At 57.2% G+C, this 19,665-nt stretch carries 15 protein-coding genes and 2 pseudogenes; 6 read left to right on the top strand and 11 right to left on the bottom strand.

Annotation, left to right across the window (positions count from 1 at the left end):
• Positions 1-676, top strand: a protein-coding gene (locus P0D73_RS44280) for an IS6 family transposase (protein ID WP_408436020.1) whose coding sequence is annotated in 2 segments (ribosomal slippage) — positions 1-321 and positions 323-676 — 675 coding nt annotated over the 2 segments. Because the reading frame shifts where the segments join, the coding sequence is not laid out codon by codon here. This gene is flagged as partial in the annotation.
• Between the two features lie 163 nt (positions 677-839).
• On the opposite strand, the gene P0D73_RS44275 is transcribed toward P0D73_RS44280, so the two are convergent.
• The 4 genes from P0D73_RS44275 to P0D73_RS44260 all read right to left on the bottom strand — a co-directional run bounded on the left by P0D73_RS44275 (position 840) and on the right by P0D73_RS44260 (position 5,357).
• Complete coding sequence (locus tag P0D73_RS44275; RefSeq protein WP_408436018.1) at positions 840-1,937, bottom strand: branched-chain amino acid aminotransferase; 1,098 nt, start codon at positions 1,935-1,937, stop codon at positions 840-842.
• 110 nt (positions 1,938-2,047) lie between these two features.
• On the bottom strand, positions 2,048-3,589 hold the full coding sequence (locus P0D73_RS44270; protein ID WP_408436016.1) for an acetolactate synthase large subunit: 1,542 nt from the start codon (positions 3,587-3,589) through the stop codon (positions 2,048-2,050).
• Entirely contained in the window at positions 3,589-4,920 is a 1,332-nt protein-coding gene (locus P0D73_RS44265; protein ID WP_408288021.1) for an MFS transporter, read from the bottom strand. The genes P0D73_RS44270 and P0D73_RS44265 overlap by 1 nt, the downstream gene beginning before the upstream one ends.
• Positions 4,921-4,964: 44 nt before the next feature.
• The gene (locus P0D73_RS44260; protein WP_408183172.1) at positions 4,965-5,357 is read right to left on the bottom strand and encodes a hypothetical protein; all 393 of its coding nucleotides are present in this window, start codon (positions 5,355-5,357) and stop codon (positions 4,965-4,967) included.
• 195 nt (positions 5,358-5,552) lie between these two features.
• Between P0D73_RS44260 and P0D73_RS44255 the strand changes: the two genes are divergently transcribed.
• Positions 5,553-6,389 (top strand): IclR family transcriptional regulator domain-containing protein, encoded by an 837-nt coding sequence (locus P0D73_RS44255; protein WP_408183171.1) that lies wholly within the window; start codon positions 5,553-5,555, stop codon positions 6,387-6,389.
• A 111-nt stretch (positions 6,390-6,500) separates the two neighbouring features.
• Here P0D73_RS44255 and P0D73_RS44250 read toward each other — a convergent pair whose 3' ends face one another.
• The 4 genes from P0D73_RS44250 to P0D73_RS44235 form a co-directional block, all read right to left on the bottom strand.
• A complete protein-coding gene (locus tag P0D73_RS44250) occupies positions 6,501-8,012 on the bottom strand; it encodes an FAD-dependent monooxygenase (protein WP_408436014.1) in 1,512 nt (503 codons plus the stop codon).
• Positions 8,013-8,473: 461 nt separating this feature from the next.
• Positions 8,474-9,625, bottom strand: a complete 1,152-nt coding sequence (locus P0D73_RS44245) for a serine hydrolase domain-containing protein (RefSeq protein ID WP_408183168.1) — start codon at positions 9,623-9,625, stop codon at positions 8,474-8,476.
• A 111-nt stretch (positions 9,626-9,736) separates the two neighbouring features.
• Entirely contained in the window at positions 9,737-11,137 is a 1,401-nt protein-coding gene (locus P0D73_RS44240; protein WP_408436012.1) for an alpha/beta fold hydrolase, read from the bottom strand.
• Between the two features lie 107 nt (positions 11,138-11,244).
• Complete coding sequence (locus tag P0D73_RS44235; protein ID WP_408183166.1) at positions 11,245-11,802, bottom strand: SMP-30/gluconolactonase/LRE family protein; 558 nt, start codon at positions 11,800-11,802, stop codon at positions 11,245-11,247.
• A gap of 9 nt (positions 11,803-11,811) precedes the next feature.
• Between P0D73_RS44235 and P0D73_RS47065 the strand changes: the two are divergent.
• Positions 11,812-12,021, top strand: a pseudogene (locus P0D73_RS47065) (IS110 family transposase); the annotation flags it as partial.
• A gap of 753 nt (positions 12,022-12,774) precedes the next feature.
• On the top strand, positions 12,775-14,979 hold the full coding sequence (locus P0D73_RS44230) for an OsmC domain/YcaO domain-containing protein (RefSeq protein WP_408183165.1): 2,205 nt from the start codon (positions 12,775-12,777) through the stop codon (positions 14,977-14,979).
• A gap of 9 nt (positions 14,980-14,988) precedes the next feature.
• Here P0D73_RS44230 and P0D73_RS44225 read toward each other — a convergent pair whose 3' ends face one another.
• Positions 14,989-15,342, bottom strand: coding sequence for a hypothetical protein (locus tag P0D73_RS44225; protein ID WP_408183163.1), 354 nt, complete (start codon positions 15,340-15,342; stop codon positions 14,989-14,991).
• Between the two features lie 225 nt (positions 15,343-15,567).
• On the opposite strand from P0D73_RS44225, the pseudogene P0D73_RS44220 reads away from it, so the two are divergent.
• Together P0D73_RS44220 and P0D73_RS44210 are read left to right on the top strand one after the other, a co-directional pair.
• A pseudogene (locus P0D73_RS44220) lies at positions 15,568-16,096 on the top strand (IS110 family RNA-guided transposase); the annotation flags it as partial.
• 517 nt (positions 16,097-16,613) lie between these two features.
• Positions 16,614-17,180 (top strand): phosphate-starvation-inducible PsiE family protein, encoded by a 567-nt coding sequence (locus tag P0D73_RS44210; protein ID WP_408436009.1) that lies wholly within the window; start codon positions 16,614-16,616, stop codon positions 17,178-17,180.
• Between the two features lie 728 nt (positions 17,181-17,908).
• On the opposite strand, the gene P0D73_RS44205 is transcribed toward P0D73_RS44210, so the two are convergent.
• Positions 17,909-18,106 carry a tautomerase family protein gene (locus P0D73_RS44205; RefSeq protein ID WP_408294539.1) on the bottom strand — a complete coding sequence of 66 codons (198 nt, stop codon included), beginning with the start codon at positions 18,104-18,106 and terminating at the stop codon, positions 17,909-17,911.
• Between the two features lie 187 nt (positions 18,107-18,293).
• Complete coding sequence (locus P0D73_RS44200) at positions 18,294-19,514, bottom strand: CaiB/BaiF CoA transferase family protein (RefSeq protein ID WP_408436007.1); 1,221 nt, start codon at positions 19,512-19,514, stop codon at positions 18,294-18,296.
• Between the last annotated feature and the right edge of the window lie 151 nt (positions 19,515-19,665).

The following is a 19,665-nucleotide window of genomic DNA, read 5'->3' as shown; positions in this document are numbered from 1 at the left end:
TTTGACCGTGACGTGATCATTCTTTGTGTGCGCTGGTATCTGCGCTACAAGCTCAGCCTGCGCGATCTCGTCGAGATGATGGCCGAAAGGGGTTTGTCGCTGGCGCACACGACGATCATGCGTTGGGTGAAGCGATTTACACCGGAGTTCGTGAAGCGCTGGAATCGCTTTGCCCTACCGGCAGGGCGGTCATGGCGCGTTGACGAGACCTATCTGAGGATTCGCGGCAAATGGGTTTATCTGTACCGGGCGGTGGATCGGGCCGGCCAGACGGTGGACTTCACGCTCAGGGCAAAGCGCGACGTGGCTGCGGCAAAAGCCTTTTTTTAGCAAGGCCATCCGGCATCAGGGCCAGCCACCGGAGACGATCACGCTCGACGGGTATGCCGCCTCACACCGGGCGGTACGTGAGATGAAAGCCGATGGTCTGCTGCCGGAAGACACGAAGGTTCGGTCCTCGAAGTACCTGAACAATCTGATCGAGCAGGACCATCGCAACATCAAGTCCAGAACGAACGTGATGCTCGGCTTCAAACGGTTCAGGAGCGCCGCGCCCACGATTGCCGGCATCGAGTTGATGCATCGCATTCGCAAGGGACAATTTGGGCTTGCCAGCTTGCGACTCAAAGATACGGCTGTATCCACTACCTGGAATGCAGTACTCTCGATTCAATAAGATATCCTATATATAGATATAACATCGTTCAGACCGACTATTTTGCACCAGATCCGACCCAACAGTCGTGTCTGCCTTGCGCGAAAAACCACGAAATGTGCCTATTTGCACCAGAGCCTATCTGGTCTTTGCGAAGTGCGAGTTATCTGGTTGCAGGCTTGGCTCAGAAAACTCGGTCAAGCCACGAGTGCCGATCTTCCACGCGTCCCTGCTGCACTTCCAGCAGAGCGGTCTTCAACCGTTCAGTTACTGGCCCGGTTTCAGCATTACCGATCTCGAAAGCGCGCTGACGGCCCTTGACTTTGCCGATCGACGTCACGACCGCTGCTGTCCCACACGCGAATGCTTCCCGCAACTTCCCGGATTGCGCATCGGCTTGCCACTGATCAATCGCATAGGGCTCTTCACGCACGGTCAAGCCCAGATCGCGGGCGAGCACGATGAGCGAGTCCCGGGTGATGCCGGGCAAAATTGTGCCAGTCAGCGGCGGAGTCTGAATAGAGTCATCGTCAAATACGAAGAAGACGTTCATGACGCCGAGTTCCTCGACCCACCGACGCTCGACCGCATCAAGGAATACGACCTGGTCGCATCCTTCTCTAATCGCCTCGGCTTGAGCCGCAAGGCTTGCGGCATAGTTGCCCCCACACTTCGCGTCACCGGTGCCACCCGGGGCTGCGCGTGTGTAGTTCTCGGAGATCCACAACGTAACTGCTGAGGATCCGCCTTTGAAGTAGGAGCCAACTGGCGAGGCAAGAACGCAGTAGAGATACTCTGAAGACGGATTCATGCCCAATGCGCCCTCGGTCGCGATCATGAAGGGACGCAGATAAAGCGCACTGCCTTCCGCCGTCGGGATCCAGTCTCGATCTGCTCGAACAAGCTCACGCACGGACTCCAGAAAAAGCTGTTCCGGCAAAGACGGCATCGCGAGGCGCCGAGCGGAATTCTGCAACCGCCGCGCGTTTGCTTCGGGGCGAAACAGCGTAGCGCCGCCGTCAGGAAGGCGATAAGCCTTCATTCCCTCGAAGATCTCCTGGGCGTAGTGAAGCACACGCGTCTGGGGAGCAAGTTCGAACGCTGTCCGCGGCTGTATTTTTGCTTCATGCCAGCCACGCCCTTCTGTATAGCGGATTGTCGCCATGTGATCTGTGAAAATCCGACCGAAGGCCGGGTTCTCCAGGAGAGCCACACGTTCGTCAGATGAAACCGGCTTCTCGCTTCTTTCAATCACGAAATTTGCTGCTTTGTCGTTGCCCATGTCAGCACCTCCTAAAATGTAATTGCAGATCGCGTGAAAACTCTGTTTCTTCGTGAGGCCGCGACGGCCCTTGCTCGGATGCGGCAAGTCGTTCTTCGACCCTTCAAATGCTAGATCATCAATTCGATGACGAACGGGCCGCTCTTCCTGAAGCTTTGCGACATCAGATCGGCGCACTGTTCCATCGTCGTTGCGCGTGCCGCCTCAACGCCAAGACCGTTAGCGATCTTCACCCAACTGAGATCGGGGTTGCGGAGGTCGAGCATACTCATTGCCGTTTCCCCGGGAGTGGCGCCGACGTTTGTGTACTCACCAATGAGGATGTTGTATTTGCTGTTGTTGAGAAGAATTGTCGTAATGGGTAGACGTTCGCGTGCCTGTGTCCACAGCGATTGCAGGGAATACATCGCCGAGCCGTCAGCCTGTAAGCTGATCACACGCCGTTCGCCACGTGCACCCATCGCGGCGCCGGTAGCGACCGGTAGACCATCGCCGATCGCGCCGCCCGTCAGCTGTAGCCAGTCGTGCGCGGCAGCGGCATGCGTATGTCTGTAAAAGCCACGGCCGTACGAGATACTTTCGTCAGAAACAATCGCGTTTTCCGGCAGCAAGGCCGCCAGAGTTTGCGCGAGACCTTCGGGCGTCGGTGCACCGCTCGCTACACCCGGGCGTGGCCCAGGATCCGGAATAGCAGCCTCCGGCGCACCCAGGACGTCAACAAGCGCCTCCAACGCGGCATCGGCGTTCTGATCGAATCGCGATAGAAAATGCAACTGCGCATGCGACGGATATTGCGTCGAAGGCTTGTCGGGATAGGCGAAAAAGCCAACCGGCGGCTTGGAGTTGACCAGAATTATGTGGTCGAACTGACTCAGCATCTTTATCGCGAGATCCGTGTTAAAGGGCACACGTTCAAGTTGCAAGTTACCCTGACCCCGAGCCACGCGTCCGTTCACGTAGTCGAGCAGGATAGTCGCGCCGGTCGCGCGGGCAATACGCCATGCGAGCTTCTGAGACTTGGCCAATGCTCCGCGGCCAGCCAGCAGGATGAGGACGTTCTTGCCATCACGCAGTACGCGTGCGGCGTTCTCAACCGCGAACGGGTCGATCGGCGGCGGAGCGGGAACCGGTAGCGGCTCTGCGACTATGCCGCCTGCACCCCAGGAAATGTCAGACGGCAGGATCAGCGTCGCGATCTGTCCGGGTGTCACACGGGCGGCTTGCACGCCAGCAGCCGCATCGCGGCCAACGTCGACGGAACGCGTGCTCGTGCGAACCCAGGCGGACACTGTGCGAGCCACGCTGTCGGTGTCCGCGGTCAAGGGTGCATCGTATGGTCGGTGGTACGTCGCCTGATCACCCACGATGTTGACAATGCCGCTCCGTGCGCGACGGGCATTATGGAGATTGGCCAGACCGTTAGCGAGCCCCGGACCACAATGCAGCAGGGTACACGCTGGTTTCTCTGCAATGCGATAGTAGCCATCCGCCATACCGGTAACGACGTTTTCCTGCAAACCAAGCACGCAGCGCATGCCAGGAATCCGGTCAAGAGCAGCAACGAAATGCATCTCGCTGGTACCCGGATTCGCAAAGCACGTATCTATCCCTGATTGCAAAAGTGTCCTCACAATACTTTCGGCGCCATTCATTACAGAGCCTCCAATTTCATCAAACCAATCTTCTCTCGACGCGGGAAACAGGTATTGAGCAGGAGCAGGCTCACAAGAAACACGCAACCTATGGTTCCAGGCGCGTAGTAGAAACTTCCGGTCGCCTCCTTGATCCAGCCGATGAATATCGGGCTGAACACTCCACCGAGCGCACCGACCGAACTGACAAACGCCAGGCCGCCCGCAGCGGCGGCATCCTTGAATAGCACACCCGGTATGGTCCAGAACAGAACGAGGAATCCAAACACTGCCGCACTGGAAGTTGCTAGCAGCACAACCGTCGCCACAATACTGTGCACCCCCACGGGCAGCAGTACCATTGACAGACCCGCCACGATCCCACATCCAAGCACATGCCACCGCCGCTCTCGTAGGCGGTCCGAACTGAAGCTCACTGTCAACATTCCGATTGCCGCCGCTAGAGCAATCGTCCCACTTAACCACCCAATGCTCATGAGGCTTTTCACGCCCACACTCTTCAGTAGAGTCGGAATCCATAGAAGCAAGGCATTCTCGACGCAATAGAAGGTGAGGTAGCAGACCGCGAGCCGATACAGGACTTTGTTCTTCAAGGCATCGCGAAGCTTGCTGGGAGCATGGCGAGAAACGTTCCCTGCGTCGGCTTGTAACTGGTCCGCGACAAGCTGCTTTTCTGTTGCCGAAAGCCATGGCGTGTCGGATGGCCTGTCGGCGAGGCTTAGATAAGCCACGACACCCAGCAGGATTGCAGGAACCCCTTCTATCAAGAATAGACTTTGCCACCCTCGCAAGCCGGCCACACCATCAAAGTCGGTCATGATCCATGCTGCCAGCGGACCGCCGATGATGCCAGAGACTGGCAGCGCCATCACGAAGAGACTGGTAACCCGGCCTCGCATGTGATCAGGGAACCAATATGTGAAGTACAGGAGAACACCCGGAAAGAACCCTGCCTCTGCTGCACCAACCAGGTACCGTAATACGTAGAACTGGTATTTTCCGGACGCCAGGGCCTGAACCATCGTGAAGACGCCCCACAGGATCATAATCCTGAGCAGCGTCTTGCGTGCCCCGTAGCGATGAAGCATCAAGTTGCTCGGCACTTCAAACAGAATATATCCGAGGTAGAGAAATCCAGCCGCCACCCCAAACACGGCCTCATTCAAGTGCAGATTTGCGAGAAACTGAAGCTTTGCAAAGCCAACGTTCAGCCGGTCGAGCATGTTCACAACGTAGCAGACGAACAGTAACGGCACGGTTCGCAAGCCAATGCGCCGGAAGACTGCCTGCGTCGTCGGCACTGCATGTGGAAGCGTTGGGGAATTCAACATATAGTCTCCAATCTTGTAGATAGACCACGCGCCCCATGGAGCGATCATGGCCCGAAGCTCGAACGCGCCTGGATTCCCCACTTCCCGTTCTGCAGGGTCAGAACGTAGAGCGATTCGTAGATGCCAATGACAGAGTCATCACTTCTGTACCTGATGTAGTTCAGCGAGTAGTGAGCTTTTCGCTCATTGAACTGGATCAGCTCCCGCCGATCCCACCGGCTATATCTCCAGTCGTCCTCTTCCTTGAGCCGACTGAAAAGGTCCATTGGATTCTGGCCGGCCGCTTCATAGACCTTGAACTTGCCGTCGGCTAGACGCAGGTGCGGAAAGTGCATCGTGGCGTCCATCTTCTGAGCATCGTATTCGTTCAATGCAGTCATGAAGCGGTCCAACGTCTTCATGCATGCCGCGTGAATTTCTTCCTTGTATGCACTCATTGCTTCTCCTTTTTTCCCTATACGGTCACCGGACACACGCCTTTTGCCGGAACGTACTCACTGCGCTCGCGAATGCATCGGGGGCACGATATGAGACGTCGCAAGCCAACGCGCGAACGCCGACATAGGGGCGGTTGACCAATCTGAAAACTCCATGTACTATCCGTTCGGTAACCGAACGTGTGTTCGGTGTTGATGGATGATCGTATCCAGGGTTTGCTTTTGGGTCAATGGATTCGAATGGACAAAATAGATCTGGCTCCTGATCCGGAGCTGTATGTCGACGCATTTGCGCGCGGACTTTCCGTTATCCGGGCGTTCGATGCCGAACACCGAATGCTCTCGCTCGCTGAAGTCGCAGAGGCCGCTGGAATAAGTCGAGCGTCAGCCAGGCGCCTGCTTGCGACCCTCGTGCACCTCGGCTACGTGCATGCGGATGGCCGCACTTTCAGACTGACGCCGAAAGTGATGCAACTGGGCTACGCGTATCTCTCTGGTCAGACACTGACGGAAATCGTTGAACACTACGTGGTGGATGTCGCGGAAAAGACGGGCGAGTCTTGCTCGGTCTGCGTCCTTGACGATACCGACGTCGTGTACATTGGACGCGCGTCGACGAAAAAGATAATGTCGATCAATCTTTCGATAGGAACACGTTTGCCGGCGTGGGCAACGGCAAACGGCAGGGTGCTGCTAGGTGGCCTGGATGAGCGGGAACTGGAAGAGAGACTGGCGCGCAGCGAAATCGTCGGACATACGGCGAACACGTCGACCAAGGTCGAAGACCTGATCAAGGCAGTCCGCAAGGCTCAACGTGACGGCTATGCTTTCACGTCGCAGGAGTTGGAGGCAGGACTGACCGCTGTCGCTGTTCCGCTGATGGATAAATCTGGGCGGATCGTAGCGGCCATGAATGTTGCGGGGCACGTCCATCGGAATTCTCGTGAGAAGATGCTTACCGAAAATCTACCCGTCCTTCAATTCGCCGCGAACGAGATCAACCTCGCATTAGCGTCGCGTGACGTGCTTTAGGATCCGATGGGAAATGGAGGTCGGCCCTCGAGCCGCTCCCGGCGCATGTATGTGGATCGAGGCTACGACCACGACAAGTACCGGCGTGTCGCCAGATCCCATCCGAATGTCCTACCTGCCAGCGTTTTCGCCATTGCTCGCACCGTCCACGCGGCGAACGTGGGCGAGATAACCGTCGGGACGCACGAGCACGGAAGCGAAATTGTCGATTAGAGGGTCATTGGTCCCGGTCGCCAGGCTGACGAAATTGATTCCGCTAGCATCCGGGACGCTTTCCGGATTCGGTGCGAGTTGCAGCCGGACCCATCGGCCATCCTCAAGGAGGCGGTAGAGCGTAGTTCGCGAACCATTCTCCAGTGTGAGGTCCATGTCGCGAAGACGCTGCCCGCTTACTCCTTTTTGGTGCTCCCGACTGTTGTCCGCCTGGAAGAGCGGCTCGGGATACGCGACACCAAAGCCAGAAAGCTGCTCCGCGAATTGACGGTTAACCTCGGGCACAAGAAGGACATTCTCGAGCAGCCGCCGCAGCGCAAGCATGGGAGGATCGAATCTGGAGAAGAGTGCGAGTTGTGCGAGCGTGTCGTCACGAAGTGCCTTGCCGACAGGTAGACGCTCACGTTCATAGGTGTCGAGCAGTTTTTCGGGCGCCGTCCCGCGCAGGACACTCGCCAGTTTCCAGCCAAGGTTCATGGCGTCCTGTATACCGACGTTCATGCCCTGGCCGCCCATCGGCGCATGGATATGAGCGGCATCGCCGGCTAGCAGAATTCGTCCTTTCCGATACTGCTCGGCAATCCGCGTTTCGTCAGTGAAACGCGAGAGCCAAATTGGGTCGCGCGGGCGAAAATCCGTTCCAGCAATACGCGCAGCTGAACTCGCGAGTTCAGCAAGCGACACGGGCTCGCCGGGATCAACATGAGGCATCGAGGCATCAACTAGACCAATTCTGTAATGATCTCCATAGCCGCGCGGCGCGAGAACCAGCCCCCCGGCTTCATTCACTATCGTAGCCACCGGGTGCTCAGGTGGCGCATCGAGTACAACGTCCGCCAGCATCATCGTTTGTCGAGCCGGATAGCCGACAAAATCGATCTGTGCTGCCCGTCGCACGATACTACGAGCGCCATCGGCCCCGACAACGTATCGCGCGAAAACGCGAAACGGTGTCGCATCGGTCTCCCCTCCGATGACAACCCTATCCACATGCGACTCTACCGTCCCGACAAGATGGCCTCGTCTGATGTCCACGCCGAGTTCGAGGGCGTAGTCTTCGAGAAGCCCCTCGGTGGTCGCTTGAGGCAGGAATAGCGCAAAGGGGTAACGGGTATCAAGCGTCGAGAAATCTATCCGCGTGCCAAGCGCTCCAAAATGGAAATTGGGTACCCGACGACCGAGCGAAAGAAAGCGATCGACAATTCCGCGCAAAGCAAACACCTCAAGGGTGCGACCATGAATCGTCAATGCACGGGATTGAGTGACGCGTTCAGTACGTCGCTCCAGCACTGCAACTTTCAGTTGTGCGAGAGCCAGTTCACAGGCAACCCAGAGTCCGACCGGGCCACCGCCGACAACTACGGCATCGAATTCAGTAATCATGTCAGAGAGCATTATGAAGTCGTTCATTTCGTACGGCGCGCTCTGGCGATTCGCAGCACTGCGCCTTCCAATACGCGGATGCTTCTGCCACGCAGCGAACACGTGGAATAGAAGGAAGAAAGATAGGCAAGGTGATACTAGTGAGCGCGGGGGAGTCACTCAGAAAACGTTCCAGTGTTCCGTTTATTCCTTCGTTTTTCAAAATGCTACCTGGGGCGCGTTCTTTCTCTCTTCGGCATCTTTCATTTGCTGTCTTTTCGCTCAAGGAACTGGTTGGCCACGGCCTGCTGGTCATGTGACAGGCAGGTCATGGGCGGCCCATTGGGCACGCCAAGGACATCGATTGCTTCGCAATAGCTGCGCGCTTCGACTACTAGCAATAGCATAACGGCGCGACAGCACGAGAGTGGTCGCGGAGGGCCGATCGCAAGCGCACCAACCTGAACACACAGGCAGTTGGTCCCGATCGCACGGCGCTCGCTCTGGCGTCATGCCGCGGATACGGCCGTTCCCACCTGCTGGTACACCGCCATCTCGAACCCTATGAGTGTCTCGATGACAGGCATGTCGAAGAAGGGCAGCAGTTGTGTCATCAGCACCGCGCCGATGCCCTTGGAGCGATCGATCCAGTAGTAGGAATTGAAGATACCGCACCAGTCACCCGTACCGTTGCTGCGCATGCCAGGTAAGTCCGCGAGCGTGAGGTGGAAGCCCAGTCCCCAGCCCTGCAGCACCGGCGATGCTCGCACGTCGTTCGACAGTCCGGGCATGGTGGACTTCGCCATTTCGGGGAGCTTGATCTGTCCGAGGTGGTTCTGCAGCGCCATCTGCACGGTCGCCGGTTGAAGGATGCCGGCACCATCGTTGAGCCATGCCTGCAGGAAGCGGCCGTAGTCTTGCACGGTGCCGTAAGACCCGTGGCCGGCAGCGTCCCATTCGGAGGTCGGTGGCAGATCGATCTTTGAAGGCGTGAGCGTGCCGTCGGCCTCGCGCTGCATCACGCGCAGCAGCCGGTCGCGCTGCTCGGCGCTGGGCGCGAATGTCGAGTCGTGCATTCCCAGTGGTTCGTACACATGCTGCTTGAGGTAGCTGCCAAAACTCTGTCCCGACAGCTTCTCGACAATGAGCCCTAGCCAGTCGGTGTTGCTGCCGTACTCCCAGGCTGTACCGGGGTCATTGACGAGTGGAATAGAGAAACTGCGCTTCAGTCCTGTGAGTGGGGTAGGTTCGCCCGTCAGCTCGTGGTAGCGCATCAACTTCTCGTTGTAGAAGAAGTAGCCCAAACCGGCCGAGTGGGTCATCAGTTGGCGCACGGTGGCCTGGCTGGCAGGAGCGCGCAGGCGTGGCGTGTCACCGTCGAAGCCGTCCAGCACCTGCAACTGATTGAACTCCGGCAGAATCGATTCGACGGTGGCATCGAGGCTCAGCAGCCCCTTCTCCACGAACTGGAGCGCCGCCGTAGTGGCCGCCGCCTTCGTCATCGAGGCGTTGCGGAACATCGTGTGCTGGCCTGCCTCGCCGGCGGCGTGATGGAAGAGCGGGCCGCTGCGGTTAACGACCACCGCCGCAATGCCGTGAACAGCGCCTTTCGCGACTGCGTTGTCCAGCAGCGCCTTGATGGCGGAACCGTCAAAGGTCATGGTTTTCTCCTGTGTTCATGATTGGGAAGCCGTTCGGGGAATGGGCGTTACATCGGCGGTTTGACGCCATTCTTCTCAACAACCACGCTGGTCGCGTTCATTTGTCCATGATCACTGGGGACCACGACTGCGAACACTGCGGCTCCCGGTTTGAGATCGGCAAAAACTGCGGGGGGCGAAGGTGACAACCGGCGCTGAGTTCGGTACCGAGACGGTGAGCGTCTTGTCGCCGTAGCTCACGTTGAGGTCGCGGGCGTCGGGTTTTTCGGTGACCGACGCTACCGTGGCACCCGTCATGGTGGCTCCCGGCGCCAGATCCCAGTCGTAGTGACCTTCTCCTGTTCCGCGCCGCTCCTCCCTGAATATCATGACCTCGATTGCCTGGACGCCACTGGCCGTTGACGTTCCGGCAGCACCAACGTAAGTGCCGGGCTTGATGTTTGCGGCGTCGAAGGTTTTGACCGCGGCGAATCGCGTCCGGTCTCCAAGCGCGAGCCTCATATGCGCACCCTCACGAGTCAACACCGTGAAATCACGGCCGTTAACCGATTCGATCTGACCTCGAACATGCGTTGAAGCCAAGAACTGTTTGATTTGCCGGGCAATATCGACATGGTCTTCCTCCAGTGCGAAGTGACCCGTGTCGTAGTAGTGGACCGATGCATCGGGCACCTCCTGTTTGACGGCTTCGGCGCCCCCCGGCAGGAAGATCGGATCGTTCTTGCCCCACACCACGAGTGTCCGCGGCTGATGCGTGCGCAGATAGGCCTGCCACACTGGAAACGATGCAACGTTGCTCGGAATGTTGAGCTGCAGGTCGGTCATGATCCGGCGGCTATCGGGGTTCGCCAGGGCGACCGCGTCATTGGTCCAGGCATCGGGATTGAGCGCCGTGGGATTGCGCGCGCCATGCTGATAGAGCAACAGCGCAGTCGCGAGCGATACATGGCTCTGTGCCAACGCGCGTTTCTCCGGCGTAATCTCGCCAGTGATCGCTTCGTCACGCTTGCGCCGGGCGGGATCGACGCCCGCAACGGAAACAATGGCATTCTGAAAAATGAGCCCGGAGATCCAGTCCGGATGATGTACGGCCATGCGCATCCCCACTGGACCGCCGAAGTCGGTCATATAGACGACGAGATGCGGATCGCCGAGACCCACCACAAATTTTTCGATCACGGCCGTCACGTTGTCGAACGTCGGCGTGAACCTGTCGGCCGGTGGCGCATCGCTATATCCCATGCCCGGGTAGTCTGGCGCCACCACGTGGAAATTGTCGGACAGCAGCGGAATCAAGTCCCGGAATTCGTGAGACGAAGAGGGAAAACCGTGCAGCAAAAGCAGCGTTGGCTTCGACTTCTCCCCTGCTTCCCTGTAGAAAATCTTGATACCGTCAATGGTGGCGTAATGGTATGAGACATCAGCTGCCTGCGTACCGGCGCACGCAACAGTGAATACTGACGCTGCAAGCGTGCATACGGCACGTCGCATGAGTCTATGGAGCGGCGACATGAAGCGTTCCTTTACGGTGATCGGTAGTGGGGTCGCGGGCCGGTTCAGACTGGAGATGCGTCACCGCCAGTTAGAGAAAAACACTTCTCCTGAACCGAAAATTCCCATCATTCAACATTTAAATGGGTGATCCTGAGAAGTTCACCGCGCGAATCTCCGGCTGCCGTGTCAAAGATCGCGGTGACGATGACGGATCTTCCGTCGGGCGAGAGCGCGAGGTTGCTGTGGTGTGCTCCCGGCAGGGCAATATTTCTAATGAGATTGCGCTGTGGGGACAGGACGGTGATTCCACCGCCTCTGTACAACGCTACAAACACGTTGCCGTGGCGGTCAGTGCGCAGGCCGTCCGGAGTGAAGTCTTGCTGCTGCGGGCTGCCATGAACGTCTGCCAACCTGACGAATTCTTTCGGATCCCGCAGTCCCGCATCGGCATCGATTGTGTAAGTCAACAGCCTGTTCGCGGCGCTCTCCGCGAGATACAAACGTTTGCCGACGGTCGATAAAGCCAGGCCGTTTGCATAGCGAATGTTTGAAGCGACTTCCCGTACACGTCGATCAGCGCCGCGGTAATACACCTTGCCGGGTGTGGTGCCGGATCCCGACGCCGTGAAATACACACCGCCTTTCTGGTCCGCAGTGAGGTCGTTGGGGCACAGAAACGGCATGCCCTTATCGTCGTGCGTTGCCTGTTAATTCACGGCGCACGCGCAATGATCCAGATGGCCCACCGACGGACTGATGCGCTAAGTCTGTGGGTCATGCGCATAGCAGGCAGCCGGCATCCGAACATTGCAGCCGTAGCGCTAGCAAACAAGACGGCTAGAATCGCCTGGGCGATGATCACACGGGAAACCGATTATCAGCCGGAACTTGCTGCACATTGAAACTCTAGTAACCAGCAGTACCTTCATCCACGATTGCAAAACAAGCCGCACGATGGCCAACAGGTCGAACCGGCGCTGATCAAACCCGTGACTGACCGAGGCCTTGAGCCCGTAGGAACGATTGGGAGTCAGCGCGCGAATAGCCCATCAGGGTCCGTTGCCTCGCAGAGGCACAGTTGTATGAGACCGGATATACGTGAGCAATCGACACCGAGGCTTGACACGCGACGTGTTTGCAAACGAGGAGGAGTCCATATACGGTCGGTCGACGTCACCGCGGAGATCGTTGACAATGCCGTGTCGGTGTGTCGAAAGCCGGGAGCAAACATAAGGAAAAGTGCAAGCCCGCAGAAATCGTGCTCAAATACCCAGTGTTTATGATCGTTCAGCGAAAACGCAAGTTGATTCTCCGACGCAGTTATGTCGAAGGCTGATGCTGCCGATTGGGTTTTGCGGTATCGGTGACGGTATCGTCGATACACACGCTGGCAGCAACCCCGTTCCCGCAAGGGTACAGCCACTGGATTGACAATCGAGTGGGAGCAGAATTTTCGTCGGGAAACATTATTTGCTAGTTGATTGACTATTAAAGCCCTGTTTTTTACAGGACTTTATATTTTGGATTGTCGCTCGGTAGTTCTCGCAATTCTGAGAATATGGGAGGAACTCGTGGCATTTCGGTTTGGTGCAACTGCACTTGGCGACGGATAATAGCGGCTACATCATTTTGAGCGCTATTTTTAGGATTCCCCCATGGAAATTAAAGTCAACTTTCTCGATAAGCTACGTCTTGAAGCCAGGTTCGATGACTTCACAGTAGTGGCCGACCAGCCTATCCGTTATAAGGGCGATGGCTCGGCGCCTGGTCCCTTCGATTATTTTCTGGCCTCATCGGCCTTGTGTGCAGCTTACTTTGTGAAGTTGTACTGCGTAACTCGCAATATTCCTACCGAAAATATCCGTCTGTCGCAGAATAATATTGTTGATCCGGAAAACCGGTACCAACAGATTTTCAAGATTCAGGTTGAGTTGCCGTCGGATATCCTGGAAGCAGACCGCCGAGGTATTTTGCGCTCTATTGAGCGTTGTACGGTGAAAAAAGTGGTGCAAGCCGGACCCGAGTTTGTAATTGAAGAGGTAGATAACCTCGATGCCGATGCTCAATCGTTGCTGACGTTGAAGCCGGCTTCTGACGCCAGCACCTATATTGCGGGCAAGGATCTACCGTTGGAGCAAACCATCGCCAATATGTCGGACAGTTTGGCGGGCTTGGGCATGAAGATTGAAATCGCTTCGTGGCGCAATATCGTTCCCAATGTGTGGTCGTTGCATATCCGCGATGCGCACTCGCCGATGTGTTTTACCAATGGCAAGGGAGCAACCAAAGAAAGCGCCTTGGCGTCGGCGTTGGGGGAGTTTATCGAGCGCCTGAATTGCAACCATTTCTATGGCGGCGCATTTTGGGGCGAAGACATCGCCAATGCGGCGTTTGTACATTACCCGAACGAGCGCTGGTTCAAGCCTGGCCCTGAGGATGCGCTGCCGGCTGAAATTCTGGACGCGTACTGCCTGCAAATTTATAATCCCGATGGCGAGTTGTATGGCTCGCATCTGTACGACACCAACTCCGGCAATGTGCAGCGCGGTATCTGTTCGCTGCCGTTTGTGCGGCAGTCGGACGGCGAAGTGGTGTATTTTCCGTCCAACCTGATCGAAAACCTATTCGTCAGCAATGGCATGAGTGCCGGTAATACGCTGGCCGAAACGCAGGTGCAATGTCTGTCCGAAATTTTCGAACGGGCGGTAAAGCGTGAAATTCTGGAAGGTGAAATCGCATTGCCTGATGTGCCGCACGAAGTGCTGGCGAAATACCCTGGCATTCTGGCTGGGATTCAGGGGTTGGAAGAGCAGGGCTTCCCGGTGCTGGTAAAGGATGCGTCGCTGGGTGGGACCTACCCGGTGATGTGCGTCACATTGATGAACCCGCGGACAGGCGGTGTCTTTGCCTCGTTCGGCGCGCACCCAAGCTTCGAGGTGGCGCTGGAACGGAGTCTTACGGAATTGCTACAGGGGCGCAGTTTTGAAGGCCTGAACGATTTACCTCAGCCCACCTTTATCAGTAACGCCGTGACTGAATCAAATAACTTTGTTGAGCACTTCATTGATTCCAGCGGTGTAGTGTCGTGGCGCTTTTTCAGCGCCAGAGCGAATTTCGAGTTTGTTGAGTGGGATTTTTCTGGTCAGGGTGAAAACTCCAATGCCGAGGAAGCCTCAACGTTGTTCGGAATTCTCGAAGACATGGGCAAAGAGGTGTACATGGCGGTGTATGACCAACTGGGCGCCGTAGCCTGCCGGATTTTAGTGCCCGGTTATTCAGAAGTTTACCCGGTAGAGGATTTGATCTGGGATAACACAAACAAGGCGCTGTTGTTCCGCGCCGATATTTTGAACTTGCATCACCTGGACGATGCGGGCCTGGCAGCAATGCTTGGGCGGTTGGATAACAGTGAACTAGATGAGTACTCCGATGTTGCCACTCTGATCGGCATCGAATTTGACGAGAATACGGACTGGGGGCAGCTAACAGTTCTCGAGTTGAAGCTGCTGATTCATCTCGCCCTGCAGCAATTTGAGGCGGCGCAAGAGCTGGTGGGAGCCTTCCTGCAGTACAACGACAACACGGTCGAGCGCGGATTGTTTTACCAGGCCTTGAATGTGGTGCTGGAGGTGATGCTCGGTGACGACCTGGAACTGGACGACTACATGGTCAACTTCCGTCGGATGTTTGGCAACACCCGGATGGACGCGGTAATGGGGTCAGTAGACGGCAGCGTGCGGTTCTATGGTTTAACGCCAACGAGTATGAAACTGGAGGGTCTGGATAGGCACGACCGCTTGATCGACAGTTACAAAAAATTGCATAAGGCACGGGCCAATGTGGCGGCTGCAGCGCGTTAGGGTTTCGAGTCATGGCTGGATGCGATGATGCCATTCATCCTCCAGCACAAACGCATGTTGGATACCCGAGCGACCATCTGTGCCGGCGTGCATCAGTGTTGATGCCGCCAGCGTTGATGAACGGAATTTATGGCGCATGTGATGGGGTAGAGGAGCTACTGTGCCTGACAAATCCTTTTTAAATCCAGGCAGCTGAAAGCGTATTTGATAGTCGAGTGGGAATGGCCGAGTTGCAAGCGACTGTCGCGTGAGAAAGGCGTCTTGAGCGGGATTGGTATTGCCTTCGCCGCGAAAAGACTGCAGGGCGCTAGTCGGCGATTCACAAGCCCAATAGGCAAGGATCGGCCAGGTGCGGCCGTCCAATGAGCGTAATTGGCCCGTCCTGAACAATTCGTTTTGCCGACCACCGGCGTTACGGCGATGGGAGCGGAGCAATGCGGCGGTTAAGCAAGGCAGCCAGAATAAAGACGCAAAGAAGCCGTAGCTTCCTCAGGATCATCCGAATTAGTAAGGACTTTCCCGATCTCGTGGCATAGCGATATACGAGGATGGTTGTTGCTGTTCAACCCATCTGAGAAGGGGAAAATCATGGACAAGATTACTCGTATCGGTGTGGATCTGGCCAAAAACATCATCCAGGTACACGGCGTGGACAGCATGAAGCGCGTGGTGGTCAGGAAAGCAATCTCGCGGCAGAAGTTTCCCGAATGGTTTGCCAACCTCGAGCCGTGCCTGGTCGCAATGGAAGCGTGCAGCGCAGCCCACTACTGGGGGCGCAAGCTGCAGGCGCTCGGCCACAAAGTCCGCCTGATCGCGCCTGATCGCGCCGCAGTTGGCCGCGCCGTATCGCAAAGGCGGCAAGCACGTGAAGAACGACAGGCTGGATGCCGAGGCCATCTGCGAGGCCGCGGGCCGGCCGCATATGCGCTTCGTGGCCGTCAAAACGCCGGACCAGCAAAACGTGCTGGTGCTGCACCGGATGCGGGACGGTTTCGTTGAGGAGCGTACCGCGCTCGTCAACCGGCTGCGCGGTGAACTGGTCGAGTTCGGCGTGTTCCTGCCGCAAGGCATCGACGCATTTCGCGCCCACTTCCTCCAGTGCCTCGACGGCGAAACGCGCAGCGCGTGCAACTCGGCTGCTGAGCCGAAATTGAAATAGGTCAGTGTCGAAAAATTTTCAAGTGCGCTGGCCATCGAGCGCGAGGCGGTCAACATGGATCGATTCGAGGGTTCTCACACGCAGATGTGCGTGGTCCGGTTGCCGCTCTACACGGTGACGCTCTCGACCGTTGCGCGCGTCAGCACACCCTTACTCGCGATCCTGCACTGGCACGGCCAGCGTCGTGCGACGCCTCTGCACCTGCGTTATCGTCAGAGTACACTGCATGGACCTGCTGCTTCAGACTTAGTACCTCATCGCGTGCATGTCAGACCTTGGCTCAGAAGCGCGAAATAGTTCGAGCTCTGTTATCAATAGCTGCATACGCAGCTATTCGCAAAGAACCCGCGCCAACGCGAAAGACCGTAGCATATGCGTTACGCGATCATCAAATGAACTGTGCACGCCGCATGTGCGGTACATGCACGCGCGCGGTGCATTCGCGGCGCAGCGACGGCCGCCCGGGAGCCAAATCATGGAAAGAAAGAAAAGCTGGCTGCGCAGGGATCTCGATGCGTTGCGTCTGCAGTGGGACATGCTCAGCTTTTATGAACGCTTCGAGCGGCTTGTTGCGCATGTGCTGAGCGTCGTGATTTCCATCATCATCCTCGTGTCGCTCTGGCAGTTGATTCGCGCGGTGATTTCATTGCTGGTTTCGGACGCGCTGAACCCGCTGGATCACGCGGTGTTTCAGACCATCTTCGGCATGGTCATGACGCTGCTGATCGCGATGGAGTTCAAACATTCGATTACGCGCGTGATGGCGCGGCGCGATCACATCGTGCAGGTCAAAACGGTGCTTCTCATTGCGCTGCTCGCTATAGCCCGCAAATTCATCATTCTTGATCCGGCCAGTGCGCCCGCCCGGATCGCGGCGCTTGCGTTTGCGCTGGTGGCGCTGGGGAGTGTCTACTGGCTGATGCGGCAGCGTGATGACCCGGTCGACGCGACGGATGCCGCGCAAGCGGAGCGCGATCGCGTGGCGCACGCGCAGCGACAGCAAGGGGTACGGCCCGGCGAAGGCGGGCAGCGCGGCGATTGACCCGACTTGCCACACTCGTCACGTGATGGCGGCGTAAGCGTCACTCTCGCGGACGTCGTCGATGGTCACGCGAAGTCCGGCCTCCTGCGGTTGCACCCGGGATCCGGGCGTTTCGAGCGTGAGCCCCTTGTCGCGGATCGGCGTAAAGGCGCCGGGGATGCAGGATCCTGCGGGAGCGCTGAGGCCCTACGAACCGATCGGCATCCATGTGAAGAGTGGCATTTCGAGACGTCCACTTGAGGAACGGGGGAATGGAATGAGCGCCTCCCACCCGTGAGCGGCGTTCATAACGTTCCGGATCGAAGTCGCCCTGAATGAACACCGGCGCATCGTTCTGAAACTTACCGAGCGCAGCAGGATACATAGCATCGTGTCTTGCGTCGGGAGCGGCGTTTTGCAGATGGGGGCCAACATCGATATGGCGGGAGTTCCGTTGCAACAGGTATTGACGAACGTGATTGTTACGGAACGGCTCAAGCCGTTTGTGTCGGCTAAGGAGGGCTCAAACAAAAACTCAGCGATGCGCGGCCCCTGGCCGCGCGTTTTTTTTGGCAGACCGTCCTCATAGCGGGTGGTGCGGCTATGGCAGGCCCGCACTTTGGCGATCCCTTGCAAGGTGACGTCCGAAGCTAACACGATTAAATCGAACATCCCCTGCGTAGCCAGACCCCGTGTATGACGGAGAGCACTGACGGTGCGATGACCGGCCGTGTTCGGCAAAATTCGCCTCAAGTTGATGAGGTGGTATCTTCGAACAAGGTGCCTCCGCCCGCCCAATTGGACGGCGCGACGTCTTCGAAAATCACATAAATATACTTCGCGTCGGTACCGGTGTTTTTCACAATGCTTTCCGTGATCTCGGCGGCGACCGCCTGCTTCGCAGCGGTGTCTTTACCTTCAAACCAGCTTACTCGAACGACTGGCATTTGCAAATCCTCGTTAAAGTTGTCAGCGATAGTGCAATGCGTGAGCCAGCGTCGCCCCGTCTGCATTGACCTGAAGGAGTCTATCGCCGCTGAAAATGGGATAAACAGCCTCCAATTATGTGCGGAATAGAGAGTCTGTCCGCAATGCGCACGTTGGCTTCACGCGGTCGTCGCACGCCCTTCGATGTTATTGATCCTCCGCACGAGTTGAACTGGCAATAGCAGTGCCCTCTGCGAGCAGAGCAGAAATCTCGTGGGCCGAATATCCTATCTCCTCGAGCACGGCGCGCGTATCCCACCCGCGAGGCTGTGCAAATGAGGGGAGCGTAGGGTAAGCATCGTCGAAGCTGATGGTCGAACGGATTGCAACCGTCTTGCCTTCGGTGGGGTGCTCATCGGCCTGCAAAAGTCCGACCGCTTGTAGATGCGGATCATGAGGCAAGGTTTCGAGCGTGTGACATGGCTTGACGGCGATGTCAGCCTCCTGAAGTATGTCGAGCCATTCAGCCGTTGTCTTGTCGGTAAGCGGCGCGCCCCGGATTTCAAACCACTCCCTGACGTTCTGGGCTCGAGCGCCAACGGTCGCGAAGCGCTGGTCGTCGATCAGTTCCGCACGACCCACTGCCTTGAGGAACGCACGCACCTGCGGGTCGGTATTGACCGTAAATGCGATCCAACCGTCTGCCGTCTTCACGGGTTTGTTGTGAGGGCTTAGTAAACGAAGATCGCCCGGCGGCCCGACGGGCGGATCAAAACTTTGTTGTGCCAAATGTTCCTGCAGAACGAATGCGGACATGGTTTCGAACATCGGTACTTCTATGGAAGAGCCACTTCCTGTTGCCTTTCTCTGTATGACCGCAGCCAGAATGGACCCAGCAGCAATCTCGCCGACGACGTGATCGCAGATGAGCATGGGAACATAGGATGGTGCACCATCGCGTGCAAGCGTTAGTCCGGTCATGCCAGTGGCGGCCTGCACGACACTATCGTAGGTAGGATGGCCTGCATAAGGCCCATCAGTGCCATAGCCGGTTATGAGGCAGTAAATCTTGTCGGGATGATCCGCACGGATACTTTGCGCGTCGAGCCTGAGACGCACGAGCGCCTGCGGGCGCATATTGGCAACCACTACATCCGCGGAGGCAACCAGTTTTTTGACTAGGTCCTTGCTGCCCGGCTTCTTCAGGTCACAGCATAGATTCCGCTTGCCACGGTTCAGATGCAGGTATGCACCCGAGTGCTGACCAGTCGGAGACAATCCGCCCAAGCCGCGCATCAGATCGCCGTCGGGGCTCTCCAGTTTGATGATCTCGGCGCCGTATTGCGCGAGCCTTGCCGTGCATACCGGACCGACCACGACACTAGTCAGGTCCAGGATGCGAATTCCCTTCAGAGGTTCAAAGGTCATTTATTTCAGCCTCCATTACAGCAGCGAGTTTTCCGCAATCGTCGTATGCCTTCAGGCTCCGCTCGGTACCGCTGCCATCGGCCGCGATCGTTACGGGCCGTCCGCAGAAAAGCGGCGCAAGGTTTTTCATAGTGAATCTGCTCAGATTCAG

Source organism: Paraburkholderia sp. RL18-101-BIB-B (assembly GCF_046026985.1).
Classification (GTDB): domain Bacteria; phylum Pseudomonadota; class Gammaproteobacteria; order Burkholderiales; family Burkholderiaceae; genus Paraburkholderia.
This window is presented reverse-complemented; position numbering and strand designations above follow the sequence as displayed.

Excerpts from the sequence above, each read along its gene's own strand:
- P0D73_RS44250 (WP_408436014.1), bottom strand. The coding sequence starts at position 8,012 with ATGAACGACTTCATAATGCTCTCTGACATGATTACTGAATTCGATGCC.
- P0D73_RS44255 (WP_408183171.1), top strand. The coding sequence starts at position 5,553 with ATGGATGATCGTATCCAGGGTTTGCTTTTGGGTCAATGGATTCGAATG.
- P0D73_RS44240 (WP_408436012.1), bottom strand. The coding sequence starts at position 11,137 with ATGTCGCCGCTCCATAGACTCATGCGACGTGCCGTATGCACGCTTGCA.
- P0D73_RS44235 (WP_408183166.1), bottom strand. The coding sequence starts at position 11,802 with ATGCCGTTTCTGTGCCCCAACGACCTCACTGCGGACCAGAAAGGCGGT.
- P0D73_RS44200 (WP_408436007.1), bottom strand. The coding sequence starts at position 19,514 with ATGACCTTTGAACCTCTGAAGGGAATTCGCATCCTGGACCTGACTAGT.
- P0D73_RS44270 (WP_408436016.1), bottom strand. The coding sequence starts at position 3,589 with ATGAATGGCGCCGAAAGTATTGTGAGGACACTTTTGCAATCAGGGATA.
- P0D73_RS44245 (WP_408183168.1), bottom strand. The coding sequence starts at position 9,625 with ATGACCTTTGACGGTTCCGCCATCAAGGCGCTGCTGGACAACGCAGTC.
- P0D73_RS44210 (WP_408436009.1), top strand. The coding sequence starts at position 16,614 with ATGGAAAGAAAGAAAAGCTGGCTGCGCAGGGATCTCGATGCGTTGCGT.
- P0D73_RS44230 (WP_408183165.1), top strand. The coding sequence starts at position 12,775 with ATGGAAATTAAAGTCAACTTTCTCGATAAGCTACGTCTTGAAGCCAGG.
- P0D73_RS44275 (WP_408436018.1), bottom strand. The coding sequence starts at position 1,937 with ATGGGCAACGACAAAGCAGCAAATTTCGTGATTGAAAGAAGCGAGAAG.
- P0D73_RS44260 (WP_408183172.1), bottom strand. The coding sequence starts at position 5,357 with ATGAGTGCATACAAGGAAGAAATTCACGCGGCATGCATGAAGACGTTG.
- P0D73_RS44265 (WP_408288021.1), bottom strand. The coding sequence starts at position 4,920 with ATGTTGAATTCCCCAACGCTTCCACATGCAGTGCCGACGACGCAGGCA.
- P0D73_RS44205 (WP_408294539.1), bottom strand. The coding sequence starts at position 18,106 with ATGCCAGTCGTTCGAGTAAGCTGGTTTGAAGGTAAAGACACCGCTGCG.